We start from the raw sequence: 23,791 nt of genomic DNA on the forward strand, positions 1-23,791 counted from the left end.
GAGATGTGTATAAGAGACAGCGCTCTGGGTCTCGCCCGACAGCTTCCGGGAATACGTCCGCGACGTCCTCACGAGCCTCGCATCGCACGGCTGGCGGAAGATCGTGGTCGTCAACGGCCACGGAGGCAACGTCGGCGCACTACGGGAGGTCTGTGCGGACGTGACACGCCACGAGGAGGCCTACGCCGTCCCGTTCACGTGGTTCGACGCCATCGGCGCGACGGAGATGGGCCACGGCGGACCGGTCGAGACGGCCATGCTCAGAGCCACCGATCCGGAACTCGTCCACGACGAGCGCATCGAGGAGGCGAGCGCTGGCGCGAGCGACGGCTGGGGCGAGTGGGTGTCGGGAACGAACCTCGCCTTCGACTCGGCGGAGTTCACCGACAACGGCGCGGTCGGCGATCCCGGTGAGGGAACCATCGAACGCGGCGAAGAACTACTGGAGGAGGCGACGGCGGCGCTCGTGACGCTGCTCGATGCCGTCGACGAACGGGATCGAGCCTGACTACTCGGCGACTTCCTCGCGGTCGTCGGCCGCCTCGGTGCTCATCTCGCTGTCGTCGTCGCTCTCCCCGTCCACGTCCCCACCGTCAGCGCGGAGATCGTCGAGCGCGCCACGGAGTTCGGGGACCGTGCTCGCGAGTTCGCTCGCGTGCTCGTGGGCCGCTTCGACGTCGGCCATCGCGTCTTCGAGTGCCGCGATCCGCTCGTCGAGTTCGTCCGAATCGTCGAAGACGTCGGCACGGTCGCCCATCATGTACGACTTCTTCGCGTCGCGGAGATGGCCGGTGGCGTCGCCGATGTCGAGCGCCGAGCGCAGTGCGTTGAGCACTCCGAGCGTGTTCTCGGCTTCGGCCTCCCAGATGGCGTCGCCCTCGGGTAGCGCCGCCTCGGCCGCGTCGAGATGCTCCTCGACGTCCGCCCGGATGTCGTCGGCCGCCTCGTCGAAGAGGTCGTCCTCGTCGAACGTCGCCTGGCTCATGCCGTGGGATTCGGTCCCATGTGATTTAAAGGCGTGCCCGAAAGCGAAAGTGAAAATCGGTTCGACGAGGAGGTTCGCCGTTGCTCAGCGATCTTCGACCGAGTCGATCCCCATCAGCGGGTAGCCGTCGTCCATCGCCATCCGTGCGGTGACGGTCCGCCCATCGCGTGCGACGACGATCTCGACGGTCATGAACCGGCCGGTGAGCTCGGTGTATTCCCCGTCGGCGGCCGCCGCGATCGCCTCCTCGTCCATCTCGATCGCGACCGACTCGCAGTGGGGCTGGTTCTCGATGGCGTCCTCCATCGCGCGGGCGAGACTGTCGGCGCTCTCGGTGCTCACGGGGGTGCCAGCGAACTGGTGGTAGAGCGAACCGAACTTGATGCCGACCTCGAAACAGGCTATCTCCGCTTTCGTCGGATCCGTGTCGTCGCTCTCTGCGCTACTCATTGTCGGTCGGTTCGTGATGCCCGAACAAATGTGCTATCAATCGGTGCACGAAAGCTGATGGACGACGTGTATCAGCGATGTATCAGCGACGGCGACCACTGACGACAATGGAGGACTGCAACCGCACCGCCCCGCACAGCTCACACACCTCCCCAGCCGATTCACTCCGCTCACTTCGTTCGCGTCGCTCCTCCCTCGCGCGAGTCGCGCACCGTGGGTGCGCTCCCGCGCGCCACCGCGTTCGGTGTTTGGTGAGATTCGGGAACTGACGGGGCTGCGAGCGGACAACGGGCCTGTTGCGGTCTCTCACGGAATCCATTTAGGTCAGAAGCATCGATTTCGGGTATGGACTACGAAGCAAGCCTCGACCGCGCGATGGATTCGGTGCCGGATCTCGACACCGGTGATTCGCGTCTCGACGTCCCCGATGCGGAAGCCCAGAAGGACGGTGCGTTCACCCGTCTGACGAACCTCGGCAACGTCGCCGACGCGCTCTCGCGCGATCCCGAACATCTCCATCGAGTGATCCAGCGCGAGCTCGGCACCAACGGCCAGTTCAGCGGCGATCGTGCGCGCTACAACGGCTCCTTTTCCGGCGACGACTTCGATGCGGCCATCGACAGCTACAGCCAGGAGTTCGTCATCTGCTCGGAGTGCGGACTGCCCGACACGCGACTGGAGATGGAGGGTCGCACCCAGATGCTGCGCTGTGAGGCCTGTGGTGCGTTCCGTCCCGTCGAGAAGAACACCGGCTCGCAGGAGACCGAACAGCGCCCCGACGTCGAGGAGGGGCGCACCTACGAGGTGAAGATCACGGGGACGGGTCGCAAAGGCGACGGCGTGGCCGAACAGGGCAAGTACACCATCTTCGTTCCCGGTGCCGAGGAGGGTGACGTGGTCGATATCTACATCGAGAACATCAGCGGGACGCTCGCGTTCGCGCGACTGGCCTGAGCGGAAAAAACCGCACGGTACTTACCGATGCCTACCCGATCCACACCCGAATGTCGGGGAGGCCACGGGAGCCGACGGTGTTGCTCACCGGCGCGTCCGGGCGCGTCGGTCGTGCGATCCTCGGCCGGCTCGGCGACACCTACGACTGGCGGCTCGTCGACCGCGAGCCACCGACCGGCGAGACCGAACACATCTATCTCGTCGCCGACGTCACCGATTCGGAGGCGATGGTCGAAGCGATGGCCGACGTCGACGTCGTGATCCATCTCGCGGGCGACCCGCGCCCCGAAGCGCCCTGGGACAGCGTGCTCGCGAACAACATCGATGGCACCCAGACCGTGCTCGACGCGGCCGCGACCGCCGGCGTCGAGAAGTTCGTCTTCGCCTCCTCGAACCACGCCGTCGGCGGCTACGAGACCGACGCGCGGACGCCGGGGATGTACCGTTCGGACGACGAATTCCAGCTCGACGGCACCGAACTCCCACACCCGAGCAACTTCTACGGCGTGAGCAAGGCCACCGGCGAAACGCTCTGCTGGTATTATCACCACGAACACGACATGAGCGTCGTCTGCCTGCGCATCGGCAACCTGACGGAGAACCATCCCCCCGAGGACTACGAGCGCGGGCAGGCGATGTGGCTCTCCCATCGGGACTGCGCACAGCTCTTCGAGCGCGCCATCGAGGCCGACTACGACTACGAGATCGTCTACGGCATCTCCGACAACGATCGGAAATACTACTCGCTGGAGGGTGCTCGCGAGGTGCTCGGCTACGAGCCGGAGGACAACTCCGCGGAATACTGAATCACGCCTCGAACAGCCCATCGACGTCGTGCTCGCGGGCGCGACGGCGCTCGGTGTGTTCGGCGAGGCGCTGGTGGACGATCCCCCTGTTCTCCCCGCGCGCGAAATCGAGCACGAGCGTGACGAACGGGCTGGTCGGTCGGCCGTCGTCGAGATCCGTGCGAGCGTAGCCGACGGCGCGCTCGATCATCGTCTCGTCGTAGTCGCTGTTTGCGGCGAACACCGCCGCAGCGATCGCGCTCGCGTCGAAATCGAGATCGGAGAGTGTGAGTTCGCGACCCTCGTGAGTGAGATAGAGAGGTGGTGCGCGTTCGATGCGCTCGGGGTCCGCACGGAGAGCAGCGAGGAACGTCCGCACCGCGGCAACATCCACCCTCCGATAGGGCGAGGGGAGTGCGGCGAGATAGTCGCTAGCGCTGTCGGCGAGCCCGGTCGCCCCGGTCCAGTTGCGTTCGCGAGCGTGATGGATCGCGGCGGTGAACTGGATCAATCCGTGGAGAAACCGTTCGTCGTCACCGTCGGATTCGAGCCAGCGCTCCTCCCAGGCGTCGTGGGCGGCGTGGTGGTTGCCGGCGTTGTGGATGGCGATGCCGGCGCGGAGATACGATCGCATGGCTGTCGATCCCCGATCGACGGCTTCAGACGACGTCCTCGCGGTCGGCGAGGTGGTCTTCGAGCAGCGAGACGTTGCGCTTGTTCGCCTTCCAGGCGGCGTCGACGAGCGTGCCGAGCACCGGCACCGACCCGCCGAGGGTGTCGAGAGCCACGTTGGCGGCCATCTTGAGCAGCGTCTTCGGCGGAACACCGAGCCGAGTGGCTTCGGCGATGATGTAGAGCGACAGCGCCGCGCCGGCGACGTCGCCCGAAACGGGGGCGATGCTGAGCAGCGGGTCGAGACCGACGCGGTAGCCGATGCCGGGGATGGCGACCGCCTCGTCGAGCAGTCGTGCCATCGTTCTGGTGCGCGCGAGAGCCGCTTGCTCGCGGCCCGTGAGCGCGTTCTCGTCGAGATCGTCCGTCATGCGTCTCGATGGGATCCCCGCACGGATAGGTGCGTTGCCAGCAATCGCCGACGGCGTGGTTCTCCGTTGTCTCCTTCCGTTCTCCCCCACCCAATCTCTACGCCGGAGTCAGCACGGGAACGGCTATCACGCCGGCGGGTCGAGAGAACGTATGGGTCGCGACTATTTCGAGGACATCGAGGTCGGCGAGACGCACACGTTCGGCGAGCGCGACGTCACCCGTGCGGAGATACTCGAATTCGCCGAGTGCTACGATCCACAGCCGTTTCACACCGACGAGTCGGCCGCGAGCGACTCCCTGTTCGGTGGACTGATCGCCAGCGGCTGGCACACCGCCGCGATGACGATGGAGCTGCTCGTCACGAACGTCTTCGCCGACTCGGCGGCCACGGGTGCGCTCGGCGTCGACGAACTGCGCTGGCCGAACCCCGTCCGACCCGGCGACGTGCTCTCGGTGCGAACGAAGGTCGTCGACACCGAACCGTGGAACGAGGAGTTGGGGCTCGTGAGGCGTCGAACCACGACGCTGGCCGGCGAGACGGAGGTCATGTCGATGGTCGGGCTCGTGCTCTACGAGCGCCGGGAGCGCTAGGAGCCGAGGACGAACAGTCCGACACCGGCGAGGACGAACCCGGCCGGCACCGCGAGCACGGTCTGGGGGATCGAGCAGATGCTCGCGCCGCCGTCGCGGCTGTAGACGAGCGCCCCGTCGGCGAGTTCGACGAACTGAAACGGTCCCAGTCCGCCGATCGTCTCACCGGTCTGCGTACAGGTCGCGGTCGGTTCGAGCACGGCGACGGCGGCGATAGCGGCGACGCCGAGCGCGACGACGGCGATCCCGACGCCCGTTTTGCCCTCCATGTGGCGCTATCGTGCACCATGACAGTAATAATCATGGGTACGATGGATTGCAGTTGCCGGATGAACACTGATAAGCGCTGCCGTCGAAACGGGGCCGAATGAGTGACCACGATCACGAGTACACCTTCGCCGTCCGGCCGAACGCCACGGTTCATCTCGCCTACAGCACCGACGACGGGAAACTGGCGGACGCGTTTCTCGCCGTCGAGTACGGTCGTGAGGGGATCGATGGCGACGACACGGCCGCGGAGGGGATCGCGTGGCGTGGCTACGAGATCGCGCTCGCGCGCGACGGCGAGGCCGTTCTCGGCGAGAACGTCGAGGCGGCGCTCGATCGCGGGGTTGATCGCGTTCTCGACGGCGAGCGGGCGCTGACCGACGACGATCGCCTCCAGCGTGCCGTGAGCGTTGCGAGCGCGTACGGCCAACGGGCGAAAGCCAGCCTGGCGGGACTCCGCGGACGCGAGGAGACGACATTGGACGCCGAGCTGCCGGAAACCATCGAACTGTCGGGGCCGGGCGGGACGACGATCGACGTCTCGCTGTCGGAGACCGCGGCCGCGTTCGATCTCTACGAGGACGATGGCGGCAACTGGCGCTGGCGGCTGGTCCACGACGACGAGACGCTCGCGGTCAGTCCGTCGGGCTACGATTCGCGCGACGACGCCGAGGCGACGATCACGACGATCAAGGAGAACGTGCTCGGCGCGGACATCGAGGAGTAGCGCACCCCTTCCGTCGTCCCGTCATTCGTTTCACCGAGTCCCCCGTTCTTCCGATCGAGATCACGGAGGTGACGCCGCCGAGGACACGTGAGGCGAGCAGTCAGGGATCACGGGACCGTCTCAAACCATTCGGCATTCGTGTTTTCGATGTGTGAAATTCAAAGTAGAGATTGATGAGGCGAGCACTGCGCTGTGCTTGTCGCGTTGTGAGTCCGAAACGTCCTGGCGGAGTCCCACGCGAGCGCAGCGAGCGTGGAGCACACTAAGACACGAACGAAGCGAGTAAGGTCCTGGTAGAGATTTGAACTCCGGTCACCGGCTCCGCAGGCCAGTAGGATAGTCCACTCGGAGCGCCGGGGCGCTCCTCGTAGAAACCCGGACAGGACGTGTTCCTCGGCTCACAACACAATTCGACGAGACGACCATTGATAAAGACGCGCGTCACTGGCTGTTGGCCAAATACAGCCTGAAGATACCGCTGTTCGTTAGCTGTCTCGGAGATGGGACGGCTCAACCAGATCTAATATTCCACCAGGATAGGTGAGCGTTGTAACCCCGACGTCCTCTAACTGGTCCCGTGGAATCTCTTCCTTCCGTTCATCCCAATCCGGCATGTACTCGTTCAGTTCTGATAGCGGAACCACGATGACCACTTGATCATCCGGGCGGTATGTGGGATTTTCAGTAGACCAGGTACCACCATTAGCCTGCCAGCGATTGGCAGGAACATCGGGGAGATTTACAACTACTAGATCCTCGGGGTTCTCTTCTCTCTCCTTGTGAACGATGTCGCCGTAGACGAACTGAAATTCGCCCTCTTGGTACTCTGTAGAGCGATCCAACGAGGCGTTGATTGGCTCGTCGCCCGCTGTTTGAACGATTCTGCCTTCGTCGTCTGGTGGGCTTTGCCCACCGCCTCCTTTTCGTGGTGTCATTGTTATGATGTTGCGCTGCCGAATTCTCCGAGCTCGGCTTGAGGACTCTCGAAAGCCCTGATTCGTTTCTCGATCTCGTCAGTCAACAGATCCCGACTATATTCACATGGACCAAGTCGTACTTTCTTGATGATTTGGTTCTTACCGGAGAACGCCCTGACCTCGTTAGGTAGATACGCTAAGTGAGTCGGACCGATACGCCCGTTCACGTATATCCCTTGGATGTCTAAGGTGCTCAGCGCGATGTTGAGGTCCTTTCGCAGTCGGGACTTTGATCTGTACCCGGTTGCATCGAACCCGACGAGAGTCCCACCGAAGTCGTTCAGGAGATTGTCGAACCTCCGAAGATGCCAAGGTTTCCATCCGAGCAGCATCGGATTGTACTCGAAATCTACGCTGTATTCCTCGAAGTATTCGCCGTAGAACCTCTGCAGCTCAATGGACGTATTGATCTGCTTTCGGTTCTCACGAGGAGTCATCTTGTCCTCGTACGTCCATCTGTCGCCGAGCCACACGTAATCGATGTACGGCTCTAACTCAAGGCATCGCTGAACCACGTCGTCCGGGTCCCGATGCTTTAGCTTTGTTCCATCTTCCCAATCAACCAAGATGAGCTGCTGGTTAGGCCCAACGAGGTCATCAATAGGGTTGTCCAGTAGCCAGTGTGAATCGCCGTACTTCACCTGGAGAAACCGGACAGCCTCATGATCTCGAAAGAGGGCGACCTCGTTGGGATTGAACGGGTCGACTTTTGTGACTAGCTGGCGAGGTGAACTGGATTTCGACATGTTGCTATTTGCAGGTGCGGTTTTGTCTCGAAGGCACCTATCCCCCAGCTATACGCTCTACGAACAAAAGCTTTGTTCAAAATTGAGCCAACAAGGTCTTACTGTTGGCATCATATGTGCACAGAAATCATCCTGTAAGAAGAAGTGGAGCCCCAGGTCGTGCAAATAGCGAAGGGCTTTAACCGGAATCGAGAAAGGAGAAACTATGACCGAACAAGTTCATTTCATCCCAGTTGGGTTTGACTTTGAGCGGCTTATCTACCCAATCTCGCAGGGACAGATGGAGGCAGATCGGGTCGTGTTGATCACGAACACAGGTGATCCAGACGAAAAGGGGGTGAACAAGGCAGCGAAGCTTGCGACTAAGATGACCCAACGCCTAGAGAACTCTTTTGAACTAATCGACGTTGAAATCGAACGAGAATCCATTGAGACAGACGACATGTTCGAGTACGAGACACTATATCCGATGGCATACACATATATTCTCGATGAATTAGACAAAGAGAACGAAGTTTTTGTCAACATTTCATCTATGCCGCGTACGGTTGCTTTTGCATTTGCCACTGCAGCTAACTCGATAATTGCAGAATATCAAGAAGAGAATGATGAGATACGAGATTTACTACACACCTATTATGTCTCACCAGAAGAATATCTGGTTCATCAAATGAAGGAAGTGCTAGAGAATACTTCCGAAACGTTGGATCAACTGGAGAAGCGTGAGGATTCGATCGTAGACAAACAACATAAGGAAATTCAGCAACTTCTCAAACGGATCGACAAGAATGGCGTCACCGAGGGTGCCCGCGACCTAGATGGACAGATGTATGTTGAATTTCCATCAGCCCCTCGCAGTGATGTGGAAGGATTCGAGGAGACCATTTTGGTTTTTCTCTTTCAACAAGGCCCAGTCGCGTCAACATCAGCACTTGCCGAAAAATTAGCCGAGGAACTCAAAGACGAGTATAACGAATCATTCCGGAGCCGAGTGCAATACAACGTATCGAAACTCGATGAGAAAGGCTATGTAGACCGTGTCGAGGACGGGAACCGTTTGGAAACGGATCTATCGACGATCGGACGGATGTGGGTCAAGACACACTAACTGATAATATCTCATCGGCAAAACCATCCACACATACTCAAGAGGTTATACATTTCAAACCATTATATTGTATGTGCTTAGAGGCACGCAGCAGCGCTCGGACGGGATTTTCTCGGGACACTTCATAGTGGCAGCGTCCGCTTCAATGACTACGTCTGGAGTGACTTGTAGCCAAGAAATTATTGTTCTTTGGTTATTTCGTGCGTCGGCTCAAATCTCTTGTCGGTGTTTCCGGGCACGGCCGACTCACTGTGCTTGTTGCGTTGTGAGTCCGAAACGTCCTGGCGGAGNTTTCGTGCGTCGGCTCAAATCTCTTGTCGGTGTTTCCGGGCACGGCCGACTCACTGTGCTTGTTGCGTTGTGAGTCCGAAACGTCCTGGCGGAGTCCCACGCGAGCGCAGCGAGCGTGGGGCACGCCAAGACGCGAACGAACGAAGTGAGTGAGCGTCCTGGCGGAGATTTGAACTCCGGTCACCGGCTCCGCAGGCCAGTAGGATAGTCCACTACCCAACCAGGACTCACTCTCCAGTAGCGNCGTCCTGGCGGAGATTTGAACTCCGGTCACCGGCTCCGCAGGCCAGTAGGATAGTCCACTACCCAACCAGGACTCACTCTCCAGTAGCGGACATCCGGTTAAACCCGTTACGATTCGCGGTTCGCCGCAAGACCCATGCCGCTGGTGGTCGCCCGATCCACATGGAACGCCGCGAGCTACTCCGCGAGCTGCTTCTCGCCGGTGGGACCGTCACCGTCGCCGGCTGTATCGGTGGCGATGGCGGGGAGAACGGATCGTCACCGACCGGGACCGAGACCAGTCGGGCGGAGAACGGCGAGCCGACCGCGGCAGGTCCCGAACCGACCACCGCGGGGCCCGCACCGACGAGGGGATCGGCGACTGACGAGCCGGCGACGAGCGAGCCGACGACGGAGTCGGGCGAAAGGACACCGACCGGGGCAGGAACGCCGAATGCGACGGAAGGAGAGGAGAGCACGACCGATTCGCCGTCGGTCGACGTGCCCGGTGGCGGGGATGGCACGTCGACGGGCGGGTCGGCACGCGTGACGAGCGAGGGGGATGGCTCGCGGATCGTCGTGGAGGGAACGATCGTCGGGCGGAACGGCTGTCAGTCGGCGGTGCTCGACTCCGTTCGGCAGGAAGGCTCGGAGCTGATCGTCACGATCGCCACGGAGAACGAGGCCGGGACGGGCCGGGTCTGCTCGATGGCGCTGACCGAACTCGACTACCGGTTCGTCGTTCGGCGCGACAGCCCGCCCGACTCGGTGACGGTCGTCCACCGTGGTGCGAGCGGCGAGCGAACGGTGACGACCGCGACCCCGTGAGAGCCGTATCGGTGGCGTGTCGTTCGAAGGAGAAAAACGACAAACCGACGGCCAGCGGCGGGCTGTTCGGCGACGACAACGCTTAAGCGGCCACCGCTTATGGTTTTGTTCAATGGGTGCGATAGCGGACATCTATGCGGACCTCGATGCCGAGGTCCCCGAGACGGAGTTCCGCGAGGCCGTCGAGGAGAAAGTCGAGGAGATGGGCGGGCTCGCCGACGAGGAGACCGCGGCGATGCTGATCGCCCACGAGCTCGCCGACGGGGAGATCGAGGGCGTCGCGGACATCGAGGCGGGCATGGAGGAGGCGAAGTTCGCGGCGAAGGTCACGCACGTCGGCGAGCTACGGACCTTCGAACGCGACGGCGAGGACGAGGACGGGAAGGTCGTCAACGTCGAGGTCGCCGACGAGACGGGGCGTGTGCGGGTGGCCTTCTGGGACGAGCGCGCCGAGGGGGCCGTCGACGAGCTCGAACCCGGCGACGTGCTCAAGATCGCGGGTCGCCCGCGCGAGGGCTACAACGGGATCGAGGTGAGCGCCGACCGCGCCGAACCGGCGGACGTCGAGATCGACGTCGACCTCGACGGCGCGGAGAGCATCGAGGGGCTCACGCTCGGCGAGTCCGACGTCACGCTCACGGGCGTCGTGCTCGACACCGACTCGATCCGGACTTTCGAGCGCGACGACGGCTCCGAGGGGAAGGTGGCGAACCTCACGCTCGGCGACGAGACGGGAAAGGTTCGAGTGACGCTCTGGGACGAGCAAACCGAGCACGCCGCCGAACTCGATCCGGGAACGACGGTCGAACTCGTCGACGGCTACGTTCGCGAACGCGACGGCGAGCTCGAAGTCCATCTGAGCGCGCGGAGCACGCTCGAACCCGTCGACGCGGACGTCGAGTACGTCCCCGAGACGACGCCGATCGAGGCGCTGGAGATCGATACGATCGCCGACATCGGCGGCGTGGTTCGCTCGACCGATCCGAAACGCACCTTCGATCGCGACGACGGCTCGGAGGGCCAGGTCAGAAACGTCCGGATCCAGGACGACAGCGGCGACATCCGTGTGGCGCTCTGGGGCGAGAAGGCCGACCGCGATATCGCCGCGGGCGACGAACTCCAGTTCGCGGACGTCGAGATCCAGGACGGCTGGCGCGACGATCTCGAAGCCTCCGCCGGCTGGCGCACGAGCGTGTTCGCCATCGACGGCGGGGCAGCCACGAGCGCCGACGAAGACGACGATTCGGCGGAAGGGCTGGACGCGTTCGGCGGTGGCGACACGGGGAGTGAAGCGAGCGACGAATCGGGAAACGACCGAGCAGCATCGGACGAAGAAAGCGGGGACGGAGGAAGTGCGGACAGCGAGAGTGACGAGGACGAACCGACGGAGTTCACCGGGACGGTCGTCCAGGCGGGCGATCCGGTCGTTCTCGACAACGGTAGCGAGACGATGCGCGTCGAGACGGACGCCGACGTCGGTCTCGGTGAAGAGCTCACCGCCCGCGGGTCGGTTGCGGAGGGCCGACTCGACGCAGACGAGCTGTTCTGAGCCGGCACGGAAACCCTTAAGACCGAAACAGACTCCCGTATGGCCATGAGTGTCGAGCTCCCGTTCGCCCCGGTCGACGCGATCATCCGGCGGCACGCGGGCTCGTTGCGCGTGAGTAGCGAGGCCACCGAGGAACTCGCACGCCGGATCCAGCGGCGGGGCGCGCGACTCGCCAGCGAGGCCGCCGATCGGGCGACCGACGACGATCGGAAGACGCTGCGCGTGGCGGATTTCGACGGCGACGGCTCGACGGACTCGGAGCTCCCGATCGCGCCCGTCGATCGCATCGCCCGGCTCGACATCGACGAGCAATATCGCGTCTCGATGGACGCACGGGTCGCGCTCGCGGGCATTCTCGAACGGTACGCGGGTCGAGTCGCGTCGGCCGCGGCCGTTCTCGCGCGTCACGCCGACCGGCGGACGATCACGCTCGCCGACGTCGAGACGTATTTCGAGCTCGAACCGTACTATCCGACAGAGGAGGCGTCGTGAGCCCAGTCGATCGAGTCACCGTGGGGTGGGGAAGATGAGATATGGCTATTCGAGCGACTGTCTCAACCATGACACCGGCCCACGCCATCCCGAGAGTCCCGATCGCCTGCGCGCGATCCGGCAGGGTCTCTCCAGCCGCCACGGCGTCAAGTACGTCGAAGCCGACGCGATCGACGAGGCGCAGGCCCGGGCGGTCCACGACGACGACTATGTAGCAGAGATTCGCGAGTTCTGCGCCGACGGCGGCGGCCAGTGGGACCCCGACACGGTGGCCGTCGAGGCCACCTGGGAGGCGGCGCTCAAAAGCGCCGGCCAGGCCGTCTGGAGCGCGCACGAGGCGCTCGACGGTGCCGACGGGCGGGAGACGCCGTTCGCCATCGGCCGACCACCCGGCCACCACGCGGTCGCCGACGACGCGATGGGGTTTTGCTTCCTCAACAACGCCGCCATCGCCGCCCAGTCGGCGCTCGACGGGGCTGCCGATCGCGTCGCCATCATCGACTGGGACGTCCACCACGGCAACGGCATCCAGGACATCTTCTACGACCGCGGCGACGTGTTCTACTGCTCGATCCACGAACGAGGCCTCTATCCGGGCTCCGGAGAGATCGGCGAGACCGGCGAGGGCGACGGTGAGGGAACGACCGCGAACGTGGCGTTTCCGGCCGGCGGCGACGACGAGGCCTACCTCACTACCGTCGACGACGTGTTCGCGCCGCTGCTGGCCGAGTTCGACCCGGATCTGCTGCTCGTGAGCGCCGGCTTCGACGCCCACGAGCACGACCCGATCTCGCGGATGACGGTCTCGACGGAGGGGTACGGCGTGCTGGCCGCGCGCATCCGCGATCTCGCCGAGCGCTGCGATGCCGGCCTCGGCTTCGTGCTCGAAGGTGGCTACGGCCTGGAGACGCTCTCGGAGAGCATCAACAAGGTGAACGAGGTGTTCGAGGGCTACGAACCGGCCGCACCCGACGGCGACGTCGACGATCGGTTACAGTCAGTCATCGACGACGCGCGGACGGCTCACGGGCTGGGCGAGAAGTAGTCGGCGAGGTCGGCACCGAACTCGTCGGCGAGCGCCGGGACGTCGTCGCCGACGAGAACCGAGTAGCCGTCGTCGATCGCCCGTTCGATATCGGTTCCGAGTGCGATCCCGTCGAACCCATCGGCGAGGAGCGCGTCTGCCGTGCGGTAGTCACGTTCGCGCTCGACGACGTAGCGGTCGCCGTCGACGAACGGGCCGTCGCAGTCGGCGGCCGCGTAGGTTTCGTAGAACCGTGCGGCGTGCTCGCGCGCGCTCACCGGCGGACCCACGTGTCGCTCGACGGCTGGGCGCTCGGCGACAGCAAGTTCGTAGAGCAGCACCCCCGTGCGGTCGGCGAACGCCTGCGAGCGGAGCACGTCGAAGCCGTGGTCGTCGAGGGCGGTGCGAACGCCCGCGAGCGACTTCTCGAGCTGTGGGTAAAGCTGGTCGTCGACGAGCGCCGGCGCGTCGAACCGGACGGCGACGGGCGTCGTCCCGCGGCGATCGAGTTCGCGTCGAACGTCCGCCGACGAGAGCGCCATCGGTGAGCGGGGAGCGAAGCGGTCGTCGTCGGGATCGGCGAGCAGCCGGCGCGCGTGGTGCTGAAAGCGGGCGAGGTTGGTGGCCGAGAGCACTGCCGCGACGTTGCGCTCGGGATCGGTGGGATCGATCACCACGAGCGGGTCGTCGAAGCGCCGCGTACCGTGGTCTTCCGGGTCGAAGCGCACGGGTGGCTGCCAATCGGCGGCCGCTTCGACGAGGTTCCGAAAGCCGCCGTGTTCGAGCACGAGTAGTTCGGTGAGATAGCCGGAGAACCCGCGGGTGCGGAGGTCGCTGCCGTAGACGCCGATCGCCGAGAGGAATCGTTTGGCGACGCGGACGTCGGTCGCGAATGCGTCGTCGAGGCGGGCGGCGAGATAGCGCGTGTGGAAGGGGGTGCGATCGACGGCCGAGCGGATGGCGGTCGCGCTCTCGACGCGATAGCAGGGGACGAGATCGACGGCGAATCCCTCGAACTCGCCGGTGACGTAGGGGTGCTCGGCGTACTCCTCGTGGCCGTCGGGCAGCACGGCGTGGCCGATGGCGAGCCCGTGGCGTTCGAGCTCCGCCCGCGGGAGATCCGGTGGAAATCGGACGAACAGGTCGATGTCGCGATCGCCGGGCAGCCACGTCCCGCGGGCGGTCGAGCCGACGTGGAGGGTGTCGGCCGCGACGGGACAGTCGTCGATGGCTGCCGCGACGCGCTCGTCGAGCCGGGCGATCGCGGCGTCGAGGCGAGCGCGCTCGTCGACATCGGGCGTGACGCGCTCGCGGACCCGCGCGAGGAGTGTGTCGAGGGCGTCGGTCATGTCGTCCCTCCCGCGGCGCTGGGCGAAAGCGTGTCGGTCGAAAGCGAAACGGATATCAACGAACTCCCGCTTTGTCGAGACAGGGCCGCCGTAGCTCAGTTGGTAGAGCACCTGGTTGTTACCCAGGTTGTCCCAGGTTCGAGCCCTGGCGGCGGCGTCGAAGTTCTCGCATTTCAATCCACGAAGTCAACTTCGCGATAGCAGCGAAGGTAATCAGCGGATGCGCGGGCTGTGCCGGCCTGTACGACCCCCAGTTTCGCCAACAGACGCACTTTTATGCCACGATGGACGACTATGCCCGTAGACGGGCCCTTAGCTCAGTGGTAAGAGCGCTCGGCTCATAACCGAGTGGTCGTTGGTTCGAATCCGACAGGGCCCATCACCTTCGCTAACGCTTCGGTGATATACCGCTCCGCACTCTCAATGGCCGTTACCCCCTCAAATCGGTGTGTTCCCGTTTTTGAGACGCACCTAACGCTTCGTAGTCCATTCGGATTCTGACTGCCGTGGTTCCCGTATGGCACTCTGCCATAGCCGAACACTCCTAGCGATATGAAAGTTTTGTGGAGTGGCTAACCATTCTTGCACGACATCACGAAAATGAGACGGGCGCTATGAACTATCGTTCCATCGGTAATAGAGATTTCGTATGATACCATCTGCATTAGTTTCACTCCGACGCTCAACGTCGCCCAAGTAGACTAACAGTTCTACTTGGGATAGAATTGTTCTACCTACGGAATCTGATGTGGGACTACTAGCGGACATCAATCGAATGATTTCATCAAGACTCACTGCGTTGGGGTACTCTGATTCCAGGTGCGAAAGTAGGTGAGTGACCATTGATTGGTCCGTTTCTAACTCTTCCCACTCTTCTTCGCTGATCGCCATGGTTTCGTGTGACCCATAGATGACATAATGGTTGGGGTTTCACCACTAATTTGGGTTGGTGGAGAGTATTCTATTCACATTTAGCTGCGGATAAGAACTGTGAAAAACAATTGATATTTCCTGTCTTCATACCTCCATTAAGATAGAATTACAGATTCAGAATAAAGTGACTGACGGTTCCTGCACGTCATCTCATGAATAAGGGAATATGTTACGAACTATTTGTTAGATTTTACCAGTATATTGCTATTGGATGGACAATCTTTGCTGGTCCCTCAATTCGCATATGTTCATCGTCCATATCCATGTTATTATCGTTTGCCACGCTGAGTAGCATCTCAGAGAGTTCTTCAATTTCGTCGTCAGAGATAGAGTAATTCCTTGCAAGACGGAGAGTGTCTGTGGGTTCCCACAGAGAATTCATTTTTATAACATAGTCTATTCGTCCGAATAAACGGTATTCTCGTGGTTGAGAAAATGCACGAGCCTCTGGGATTAATATTTGTTCCCTATCAAGAAGAGCACCGAATGTCCCCCCACCAGATTTGAGTTTGATAGGAACTCTATCGTTGTTTAATATTTCAGAAACATCAGCGAATGCTTCATTTATTCGTGTGTCAGATGTGGTATCTTCATGCTGTCCTATATCGATTTCAATATCATTTGAATCATCATTAGTCACCTCATCGGCTGCGCTTACCAGTCTTTGATAGGCTCTATTGATTGTGATTGGTACCGATTGAGCAAGTTCAAAGCGGAAAAAAGACATAGGTTCCACTACTCCCCTTACTTCAACAATGTCACCACCAGACAGGCTCACGCCGGGATTCGCTGGGTTCTTAATTTCCCTACCACTTTTCCGAATTACTTCACGGAGCGTTTGGAGACGGTAGGGCATAGTAATCTCAACCTGTTTTTCCAGGCTTTCAGTGCTCATTTCGCTTCCTTCCACTTCCCCTCCCCCGAAAATCCCCGGAAAAGTAAATCCTCCAAATGTTCGAGCACGTACTTGATCTGTTGTGTCTTCCATTTCGCCCCGCTCTACTTCTAATCCTTCTCCTAACGAAGACAAGTATCCATTGACGCTATTATTGTCTAAATAGACAAGTTCCCTTAGGTCACCAGTCACCTCTTCCTCTGACATATATGACAATTAGAGCTGAGAAGTATAAAATTTCTCTCTAAATGCTTAAATTCACCCGTCAAATCATCCTGTCCATCACACACATCTAATAAAATAGGTTGTGTCGGCATGTCTGTTTAGCTATTCTGGTTAGCCAGTAGAAATCATCTGTTTATCTTCACAGTGAAGCCGTATCGATCTCACCCCTCTCTCGACATCGTTCAGAGCAGTATTCATCGTCGCCAGTGACGGTATTGCCACAGCGACAGCGACCTACGTCAACGACACCATGACTGTCATCACCGTTTGACGATCTATCAGGTCCACCCACTTCGATGACGCATTCCGAACAGAGCTTATCGTACTCATTCCAGTCGTTGTCCGAAACGTCGGTTAGTTCAGTGAATACTGGTTCAGTGTCGCCACACTCCTCACAGCTTGATTCTGGATCGTTCTGACCTTCAGTGGCGACACTACCACCGTCAGTGAACATTCGACTATTATGAGTGGACTGAGCCGCTTGTGCGCTACTGAGAGTTAGTGGCCTGTCGGTGACGGCAACCATATGTTTGCACGTCTGACCCCACTGTTGGTAGTGGGGACAAGAGCATGACACTGCTCCATCGTCCGTGACTTCAACCGAATAGGTATGATTACTGTCGTCGTTATGGCTCTGGTTGACGATGTTGACGTAGCCATTCCGACAGACGACCATTCGGAACTGTTCGTACGTTGCTCGACGTTCGATACGTTCTTGACTGCTCAGACTGTTGGCGTTCATGCTGGATTCCCTTCCAGCACCGAGGTCGGTGTCTCCAACACCGGCCTTTCCTCTCAGAAAGACGTTCCTCAGTGCCTACTAACACCTATATTCCGTAGGCACTTAGTTGTTTTGTTACCCACCAAAGCAAAGTTCTATGAGACTGGAACAGAGAGACGTAGGTATGCCAGAAGATCGACTGAGTGAGGATGAAGATGGTCGCCGGACGTATCCAGAACAATCGTTCATTGACGCTCTGAAACAGAGTGACACCCCAACCACTACTGACGTATCTGAATACGTTGGATGCACCTCACAGGCTGCGCTCTACCGTCTCAATCAGATGGAAGACGAAAATACTGTGAGTTCAAAGAAGGTTGGAAACGTATTGGTTTGGTCATTGAATGATTGAAGCTTTGTGTTGTTACTGAAGGAGGCTAAACAGGCAGTAGAGGGCCTTAAACCCCTACTGTCGAAAGATACTATCATTGTTTAGGTTCACGAAATTATTAGGTATGGGGTGAGTTGATCCGGGTGGGAGACGGTCGTTTCGTTTCAGACAATAATAATATGAGTAACCCCCTCCCACCAAAGAAATAGTATATGGAAGATCGACCCGAACAACCATATTCTAATTTTAGGAAAATCTGAATTTTGAACTGGAATTTTGCCGGCGACGTTCGCAACAGTTGTTATTACGTTCTATTATACTTGCTATCCACATATCTATCAGAAACGTCTCAGTTACCTCTGAATGGATTTCAGCATCAATAGGTATCAGACCATTCATTATCTATCTAACAGCCATGAGCGTCTTATGAGCGCCGTCAGACGAAAGTGAAAGATCACCCCCACCACTATTCTCCATCACTCAATATTCTTTATAAGTATACTGTGGATATTACAATAGTATAGAGGGAAGTGTAACAGAGAATAATAGACACTATTGGATTACTTTATAAGTGACCATTTTATGTCAAACCTATATGAGGGGAATGCTGAGCGAACCACTATCGAATGACCGACTGGTATAGCCCACAAGAGAAAAAGTGGGATTCTTTATAAGTCTAATGTGCATAAGGGCTTCTTATGTGGGGAGTAGAGTATAGAAGCTAAAACTGAATAGGTAAGTTGGTATATTTAAGTAGAGTGTTGATTAATATTCATATGGGGGGAATGTTGAGCAAACGACTATTGATTGTCCAACTGGGATATTTCATTGGAGAAAGAGTAAGTTCATTTAAGTGCTTCTGGCGACAAGGTAAAGATATGGAGGGAGTGAAGTATAGGATCTGAAACTGAATGGGTAAGTTGGTGTATTTAAGTAGACTGATCATTCGTTTATTATATGTGGGGAATGGTGGCTGACTGATTTTCGGATCGACGGTAACGGCGTATCGATTGCTAAACACTAACGGTTTTGACTACTACTAATGCCACGAACGACGACGGTTGCAGTTAATGAGGAGGAATTAGCGCTCTTGAACGAAGCTCGGATGGAGATGTTCCAGACTCATCAGGTTCCGTATGGGATCGTTCTCCAACGACTGGTTGACTCCGGTACGGACATCGATGTTGATGAGTTTATGAATGAGGGTGATACGCCAGAATAGGGAATCAGTAGGCTCTGACTGACGGTTCTGGTTTATTTTTGGTGCATGGAATTTTGACTGACGATGCTGATTGGCGGTTTACTGCTTTTCGACTTCTGTTATGACTGAAACTAATTCGACTGCTGATACTGAGAACGTTTGGATTGATTTTCTTGAAAACGACTACGAGCGGATTACTGATGGAACTGAAATCGTATATATGCACCAGTTGGAAGCTCTGAAGGACAATTCGGGATATGAAGTTTTCGATGATTCTAACCAATGCCATCATCGGAACAAACAGCGATGGGACAATAGGGAGGAAAATATTGATTTGATGTCAAACAATCACCATGACCTTCTTCACAATAGAGGCGAATGGACAGAGGCGGACGGCGAACCAATATGGGATATTGCCTCTACGAATGTAACATCCTACGGAAATTCTGACTAACGTCTTCGTTTGTGGAACGAAGCTGAGTGATATATTTCCCCTTTTATATTCAATTCGGGGGTAACAGAATATGGGTTAGTGCTTCGTCTTCCGGTGCGTCCGACGAAGCACAACACCGTTTGACGAACAACCGCTGTTCGTCTAAGGATGGGCGAACTGGAATCGACTTTCAAATACGACGATATTTCAACAACAGAATACTATGAATGACGATCCGTTTTCGGAACAATACGCAGAATCGTGCTACGAACAACTTCAGACTGTCGAGCAGGAGGTTATTGACGATATTCACCGACCACAGTTGGTCGTCTTTCGTCTCACTGGTCGTCCACGTACGATGAATGATGACGACGTTAGTGCTTCCAGCGGTCGGAAGCACAACACCGTATCGCCTTCCCAAAACAACGCAGAGGGAAGGCGAGAGGATAGTGAGTTCCTTGACCAGCTCATGATGTCGGCCCCTGCGATCAATGACGCTCTCAATCACGTCTTAATAGGCTGGAAAGAGCTTAGATGGAGCGTGATTGGGCAAGAAGATGGGATTCCCGTCTGGTATCTATGTGCCTATATGGATAGCTCACTGGGACGGTACGACCTAATGAGAGTGATCCACCGCCATGTGAGCCACAGTCCTGTTGCGTTCAGACAGGATCATGATTTAGAAGACTCCATTACCATTCGGAATGTCGGAGGTGAAAGCCCGCTTATTGAGAGTGAAACGTTGCTCCCACTACGGAATCTCCATCAGGGGCTTGACAATCCGTCTGAGGCCCCAATAGGATCATACGTTGCTTCCCACCTACTTGGGTTCAGAGAGGACACAGACGATTGTGAGCGCCTTCAGAGGACGATCAATGATGCTACTGTCGTGGATACTCAGTTCCTCCCATCACCAGCATTTGAAGAGACGTATAAAGAGGCTGGAGCCGACTGGAATCCTGAAGATGATCTCCCTGACGGTGTTGAGGTGATTTCCTATGGAGTCGGGAAGTATATCTCGGGTAATGAATGTCTCAGCGACGGGCTGAACGTCGAAGCGTAGAGCGGTAGCAACAGTTTCGGTAGCGATACTTAATTTTTTAACTATACTATTATGGATACGTGCCCAGCGATGCGAGTACGGGTGTTCGTGAATGGTGAAGAGATTCCGACCACAGAGGTTGAAAGTCGATTTGAGCCAGCAAAATCAATCCTCGTCAATCGTATTTCTGAGGTGAAGCACCCTTTGGAATGGCAAGGGGAGGACATTCAGGGGAAAGTCAATGCCTATCAAGGCGATCAACAAGGTCAATGGGACACCGCTTCAGTATTCTGGCAAAACGTTCGGAATAGTGAATACGTCAGTCGTCATTATGGGTTCATCCGTGGTGCAGGACCGGCAGGAGACGAACAAGGCGTTGGAAAACTGATGATTGAAGATCCTGTGACTTTATTTAGCACAGTACCATTCTCAAAAAGATATGACGAACCGTCCACTGGAACAGTCCTGAACGACGTGGTGGACGAATTTAATGCGAATACTCCATTCGACCTCTCACTTGGCTCGGTCGATATTGAGAAGATAGAGGGGGCTGATCTATGGGGTGACATCGTTGCTGGTGCCGTAGAGGACGTTGGTGATGATGTCGTAGGTGGACTATTAGGCGAGACGAACACGGACGGTCAAATATTCGGTAACACCCGTAGTGCCATCGGACGGGAGATGAAGACTTCTAAATCTTTCAAGTCGAATGAACACACAATTAAGTCAGCAATGGACTGGCTTTCCCGCATCTCCCGAGGGAATTATCGACTCTCAGGGGCTAAACCCTTAAAATTGATATTTGACACTGATGACTCACAAACCACTCATTATACGTCCACTGCGATAAATGGGAAAAATAAAGTTGCTGATAGAAATATGAAATTTGGAGGTTCATATCGGGCGAACGATTCACCTGCTATCGATGTCATCAACAGTAATGTTTTGAGTGAAACTGGAGTGATAAATACCATTACTGTGAACGGTAAATCAGGTTCGTCACTCTACGGGATGGATGTTAGTCCACTGAATAGTGAAAAATACCCATCAGTTACCGTTGAAGAACCAGCATTAGTCAAAAGGGCCGGTGGGCAGGCTGTGAAGGGTCCTATCCAAACGACTGATGACAAGACGTTAGAAGCGGCAGAAGGCAGTGCCAAAAAGAAATTACAGGAGAAGATAGTAAATTCCGGTGAAGGTACTATTGAATCCTTCTGTGCACCATTGCTCATACCCGGAGATTTCATCACCACGATCCCTGAGTGCAGTGACATGGTTCCGAACGCCAATCTCACCCCCATTACCGTTCAGGTGAATCACGTCAGACATCACAAAAAACACGACGATGAAGCACGGACGTATGCCGGTGTTTCTCCCGTGGCAAAGAAAAATGAGATGAGAATTGTCGAGAGTGAGATGAAGAAGATATGATGGAATCTGTTTGCAGAACGAATCTCAGTGATATGTTATCGTCTTTAAGGGCTTGCCGAATGATATTGACATAGAAATGAATGAATTATATTTGACGACAAATGAGTGTCGCTAACATAGATTTATCCGGTATTGGTGTTGGATCGTCTTCAGATAATTACTGTGAATCTCTCGGTTGTGAGAATACCGTATTAGGAGATGGACGATGTGACGACTGTAAAAAGGTCACACCAATTCCAATAGCGACCAGTTACACGGAAATCGACTGGTCGAAAACAAAGGGTGGACGTATCCCACGATCAATCCATGAACGACAACAGTGGATGGGTGCGACCGTCAATGACGATAATCAGAAGCGACCATTTGCTCCATGGGGGGAGAACGATCATCCTGAAGCCGACGACGATACCGATGCTCGATGGAAATGGAGTCTGGAAGCGAACTACGTCACTGGTGGAAAACTTGAATCCGAATTAGAACAGTCGTCTTCCATCGAACACCGAGCGTTCATTCAGCAGGTGGATGATCCTATTGCTCATGTTGACTTTGATGATGTCATTGACCCCGACTCTGGTGATGTTCACCCAACAGTCGTATCTATTCTAAACCAGATTGGTCGGACGTTCACTGAAATCTCTCAGAGTGAAACTGGTATTCACGCTATCTACTATGGTGAATTGCCTGACAATGTTCCTCAAGCCGGATGGGACTTAGATGACAAACCATTTGGAACGAATGAAGACGTTCCGTCTGTCGAGATATACGACCGTCGTAGGGCATTAGTCGTCACGGGCAACCATGTTCGTGGGACGCCAGCAGGAATCCATGAGTGGGGTTCTGATGGGCTTCGTGAACTGTTGAAGGAGAATGACCAACTGATTGAGACTGACGTTTCAAAGCCCTCAGACGACTATGAGGACTTCGACGTTCGCTCTTGTGTAGATTAGCGGAATACGTTGACGGCGACGCAATCGACAAGGCTGTGGATGGGTGCTTGAACAAGATTCAGGGAGCGAAGAAGCCCGAAGGTGCGAGCGGCCTGCTCCAAGCCCTGCTTGGACAGGCCGCGGAATTTCGCCAGCCACGGTTGCACTAACGACCAGAGGCATTCGACCTGATTCGTGTGGATACCTTCCTCTGAGACGTACTCATCATCATGGACAACGGTTCGATGCTCGTGTTCCATTTGCTGATATGCGGGAAGCTCGTCGGTCCAGATCTCTCCCAGCGGCTGGGAGAGATCGCCTGCTTCCTCAATCACTGGCCCGAGGNTTCTCGTCGTATTTCGACCCCTCTTCGGCTGAGATCACCTGGAGCACGTCGCGGCAGGCCGCGACGAGCGTCATCTCATCGCCCTGCTCCCCTGTCCATCGCGCCCGTCCGGGTCCAGGGGACCCGCCGCGGGACAGTCCGTCCCGCGGTGGGTTCTGGCCTTTGAACCCCGAGCACACCCGCTGAGTTTCGTCCACCTGTGTCGGCCCAGCAATCGTGTGCTCGATGCGTTCCCAAACAGTCGGGAAACCGCGAGCGAACGCGGTTTCCACGTCGCTAANGTTTCGTCCACCTGTGTCGGCCCAGCAATCGTGTGCTCGATGCGTTCCCAAACAGTCGGGAAACCGCGAGCGAACGCGGTTTCCACGTCGCTAATTGCCTCGAAGACGGTTTTGTAGGCGCGGTCAAGCAGCGGTGCGATTTGGTTGATGCTGAGGAGGGAATCAGCGTAAAGGACGAAGGCGACGAGGAACTCGCCGGGGGCGAGTTCCGAGTCATAGAAGGGNGTGCCGCGGGTGTAGGTGGTTTTCCAGTCACAGCGGCCACACCAGATACGGGCCGAACCATCGAGAGCGTGGAGGGCGTCGGCGTCACAGTTCGGGCAGGTACGGGTGGTCCAGATGGCTTTGAGTCGCCGCTCGACGATGGCGTCGAGCGGCTCCGGCCGAAACTCTATTGCTCCGAGGTCAACGAGTTGCTCAAGCATTCCGCCGAGAGCAGCGCGTTCATTGGTCATGTACGACTGCTGTCGGCGGGATGCCGTAATCTCCGTGACTCGGTTCCGCTACGCTACACAAGAGCGTCGACGTTAGTGAATACGAACCAGAGGTCACTGATCGTGGAGAGACGACTGACATT

General features: G+C 57.5%; 23 protein-coding genes, 4 tRNA genes and 2 pseudogenes. 16 read left to right on the top strand and 13 right to left on the bottom strand.

Annotated elements, in window-relative coordinates:
- Positions 1-22 precede the first annotated feature (22 nt).
- Positions 23-508 (top strand): annotated as a pseudogene (locus C451_RS08350) (creatininase family protein); the annotation flags it as partial.
- Here the strand turns inward: C451_RS08350 and C451_RS08355 are convergent.
- Positions 509-985 (bottom strand): DUF5790 family protein, encoded by a 477-nt coding sequence (locus C451_RS08355; protein ID WP_007739656.1) that lies wholly within the window; start codon positions 983-985, stop codon positions 509-511.
- An 84-nt stretch (positions 986-1,069) separates the two neighbouring features.
- Positions 1,070-1,435, bottom strand: a complete 366-nt coding sequence (locus C451_RS08360; protein WP_007739658.1) for a dihydroneopterin aldolase family protein — start codon at positions 1,433-1,435, stop codon at positions 1,070-1,072.
- Between the two features lie 345 nt (positions 1,436-1,780).
- Between C451_RS08360 and C451_RS08365 the strand changes: the two genes are divergently transcribed.
- Together C451_RS08365 and azf are read left to right on the top strand one after the other, a co-directional pair.
- Positions 1,781-2,389: a translation initiation factor IF-2 subunit beta gene (locus tag C451_RS08365; RefSeq protein WP_007739660.1), complete on the top strand. Its 609-nt coding sequence runs from the start codon at positions 1,781-1,783 to the stop codon at positions 2,387-2,389.
- A gap of 50 nt (positions 2,390-2,439) precedes the next feature.
- The gene (azf, locus tag C451_RS08370) at positions 2,440-3,195 is read left to right on the top strand and encodes an NAD-dependent glucose-6-phosphate dehydrogenase Azf (RefSeq protein ID WP_007739667.1); all 756 of its coding nucleotides are present in this window, start codon (positions 2,440-2,442) and stop codon (positions 3,193-3,195) included.
- Position 3,196: 1 nt separating this feature from the next.
- Here azf and C451_RS08375 read toward each other — a convergent pair whose 3' ends face one another.
- Positions 3,197-3,808, bottom strand: a complete 612-nt coding sequence (locus C451_RS08375) for a DUF309 domain-containing protein (RefSeq protein WP_007739669.1) — start codon at positions 3,806-3,808, stop codon at positions 3,197-3,199.
- Between the two features lie 25 nt (positions 3,809-3,833).
- Positions 3,834-4,217, bottom strand: a complete 384-nt coding sequence (locus tag C451_RS08380) for a DUF4112 domain-containing protein (protein ID WP_007739672.1) — start codon at positions 4,215-4,217, stop codon at positions 3,834-3,836.
- Between the two features lie 151 nt (positions 4,218-4,368).
- On the opposite strand from C451_RS08380, the gene C451_RS08385 reads away from it, so the two are divergent.
- Positions 4,369-4,809, top strand: a complete 441-nt coding sequence (locus tag C451_RS08385) for a MaoC family dehydratase (protein ID WP_007739673.1) — start codon at positions 4,369-4,371, stop codon at positions 4,807-4,809.
- On the opposite strand, the gene C451_RS08390 is transcribed toward C451_RS08385, so the two are convergent.
- Entirely contained in the window at positions 4,806-5,078 is a 273-nt protein-coding gene (locus C451_RS08390; protein WP_007739674.1) for a hypothetical protein, read from the bottom strand. The two genes, C451_RS08385 and C451_RS08390, sit on opposite strands and share 4 nt — an antisense overlap.
- Before the next feature lie 98 nt (positions 5,079-5,176).
- On the opposite strand from C451_RS08390, the gene C451_RS08395 reads away from it, so the two are divergent.
- Positions 5,177-5,803: a YegP family protein gene (locus C451_RS08395; protein ID WP_007739675.1), complete on the top strand. Its 627-nt coding sequence runs from the start codon at positions 5,177-5,179 to the stop codon at positions 5,801-5,803.
- A 485-nt stretch (positions 5,804-6,288) separates the two neighbouring features.
- Here C451_RS08395 and C451_RS08400 read toward each other — a convergent pair whose 3' ends face one another.
- Complete coding sequence (locus C451_RS08400) at positions 6,289-6,645, bottom strand: hypothetical protein (RefSeq protein WP_152420444.1); 357 nt, start codon at positions 6,643-6,645, stop codon at positions 6,289-6,291.
- A 95-nt stretch (positions 6,646-6,740) separates the two neighbouring features.
- Positions 6,741-7,526: a hypothetical protein gene (locus C451_RS08405; protein WP_007739677.1), complete on the bottom strand. Its 786-nt coding sequence runs from the start codon at positions 7,524-7,526 to the stop codon at positions 6,741-6,743.
- Positions 7,527-7,731: 205 nt separating this feature from the next.
- Here C451_RS08405 and C451_RS08410 point away from each other — a divergent pair, with 205 nt between their 5' ends.
- Positions 7,732-8,634 (top strand): HFX_2341 family transcriptional regulator domain-containing protein, encoded by a 903-nt coding sequence (locus C451_RS08410; RefSeq protein WP_007739680.1) that lies wholly within the window; start codon positions 7,732-7,734, stop codon positions 8,632-8,634.
- Between the two features lie 445 nt (positions 8,635-9,079).
- On the opposite strand, the gene C451_RS08415 is transcribed toward C451_RS08410, so the two are convergent.
- Both C451_RS08415 and C451_RS08420 read right to left on the bottom strand, forming a co-directional pair.
- A tRNA-Arg gene (locus C451_RS08415) sits at positions 9,080-9,152 on the bottom strand.
- Between the two features lie 17 nt (positions 9,153-9,169).
- Positions 9,170-9,242: transfer RNA gene (locus C451_RS08420), tRNA-Arg, on the bottom strand.
- Positions 9,243-9,330: 88 nt separating this feature from the next.
- On the opposite strand from C451_RS08420, the gene C451_RS08425 reads away from it, so the two are divergent.
- The 4 genes from C451_RS08425 (at position 9,331) to C451_RS08440 (ending at position 13,061) form a co-directional block, all read left to right on the top strand.
- Positions 9,331-9,975 (top strand): hypothetical protein, encoded by a 645-nt coding sequence (locus C451_RS08425; RefSeq protein WP_007739681.1) that lies wholly within the window; start codon positions 9,331-9,333, stop codon positions 9,973-9,975.
- Positions 9,976-10,087: 112 nt separating this feature from the next.
- Positions 10,088-11,524, top strand: coding sequence for a single-stranded DNA binding protein (locus C451_RS08430; RefSeq protein ID WP_007739683.1), 1,437 nt, complete (start codon positions 10,088-10,090; stop codon positions 11,522-11,524).
- A gap of 45 nt (positions 11,525-11,569) precedes the next feature.
- Complete coding sequence (locus tag C451_RS08435) at positions 11,570-12,016, top strand: histone family protein (protein ID WP_049913052.1); 447 nt, start codon at positions 11,570-11,572, stop codon at positions 12,014-12,016.
- A gap of 34 nt (positions 12,017-12,050) precedes the next feature.
- Positions 12,051-13,061 carry a histone deacetylase family protein gene (locus C451_RS08440; RefSeq protein WP_007739686.1) on the top strand — a complete coding sequence of 337 codons (1,011 nt, stop codon included), beginning with the start codon at positions 12,051-12,053 and terminating at the stop codon, positions 13,059-13,061.
- Here C451_RS08440 and cca read toward each other — a convergent pair.
- Entirely contained in the window at positions 13,040-14,389 is a 1,350-nt protein-coding gene (gene cca / locus C451_RS08445; protein ID WP_049913048.1) for a CCA tRNA nucleotidyltransferase, read from the bottom strand. The genes C451_RS08440 and cca overlap by 22 nt on opposite strands.
- Positions 14,390-14,473: 84 nt before the next feature.
- On the opposite strand from cca, the gene C451_RS08450 reads away from it, so the two are divergent.
- Together C451_RS08450 and C451_RS08455 are read left to right on the top strand one after the other, a co-directional pair.
- Positions 14,474-14,546, top strand: a tRNA-Asn gene (locus C451_RS08450).
- Between the two features lie 149 nt (positions 14,547-14,695).
- A tRNA-Ile gene (locus C451_RS08455) sits at positions 14,696-14,768 on the top strand.
- Between the two features lie 744 nt (positions 14,769-15,512).
- On the opposite strand, the gene C451_RS22020 is transcribed toward C451_RS08455, so the two are convergent.
- Together C451_RS22020 and C451_RS24395 are read right to left on the bottom strand one after the other, a co-directional pair.
- On the bottom strand, positions 15,513-16,424 hold the full coding sequence (locus C451_RS22020; protein ID WP_152420445.1) for a DUF6414 family protein: 912 nt from the start codon (positions 16,422-16,424) through the stop codon (positions 15,513-15,515).
- A 157-nt stretch (positions 16,425-16,581) separates the two neighbouring features.
- Positions 16,582-17,184 (bottom strand): SWIM zinc finger family protein, encoded by a 603-nt coding sequence (locus tag C451_RS24395; protein ID WP_080503530.1) that lies wholly within the window; start codon positions 17,182-17,184, stop codon positions 16,582-16,584.
- A gap of 163 nt (positions 17,185-17,347) precedes the next feature.
- On the opposite strand from C451_RS24395, the gene C451_RS22025 reads away from it, so the two are divergent.
- The 4 genes from C451_RS22025 (at position 17,348) to C451_RS08480 (ending at position 22,608) form a co-directional block, all read left to right on the top strand.
- A complete protein-coding gene (locus C451_RS22025; RefSeq protein ID WP_007739691.1) occupies positions 17,348-17,575 on the top strand; it encodes a hypothetical protein in 228 nt (75 codons plus the stop codon).
- A gap of 1,971 nt (positions 17,576-19,546) precedes the next feature.
- Entirely contained in the window at positions 19,547-20,251 is a 705-nt protein-coding gene (locus tag C451_RS08470; RefSeq protein WP_152420446.1) for a hypothetical protein, read from the top strand.
- An 87-nt stretch (positions 20,252-20,338) separates the two neighbouring features.
- Entirely contained in the window at positions 20,339-21,661 is a 1,323-nt protein-coding gene (locus tag C451_RS08475) for a hypothetical protein (protein ID WP_152420447.1), read from the top strand.
- Positions 21,662-21,762: 101 nt separating this feature from the next.
- Positions 21,763-22,608 (top strand): hypothetical protein, encoded by an 846-nt coding sequence (locus C451_RS08480; protein ID WP_161605858.1) that lies wholly within the window; start codon positions 21,763-21,765, stop codon positions 22,606-22,608.
- Here the strand turns inward: C451_RS08480 and C451_RS21060 are convergent.
- Positions 22,605-23,669, bottom strand: a pseudogene (locus tag C451_RS21060) (IS1595 family transposase). The gene C451_RS08480 and the pseudogene C451_RS21060 overlap by 4 nt on opposite strands.
- Positions 23,670-23,791 lie beyond the last annotated feature (122 nt).

Source organism: Halococcus thailandensis JCM 13552 (assembly GCF_000336715.1).
Lineage (GTDB): Archaea > Halobacteriota > Halobacteria > Halobacteriales > Halococcaceae > Halococcus > Halococcus thailandensis.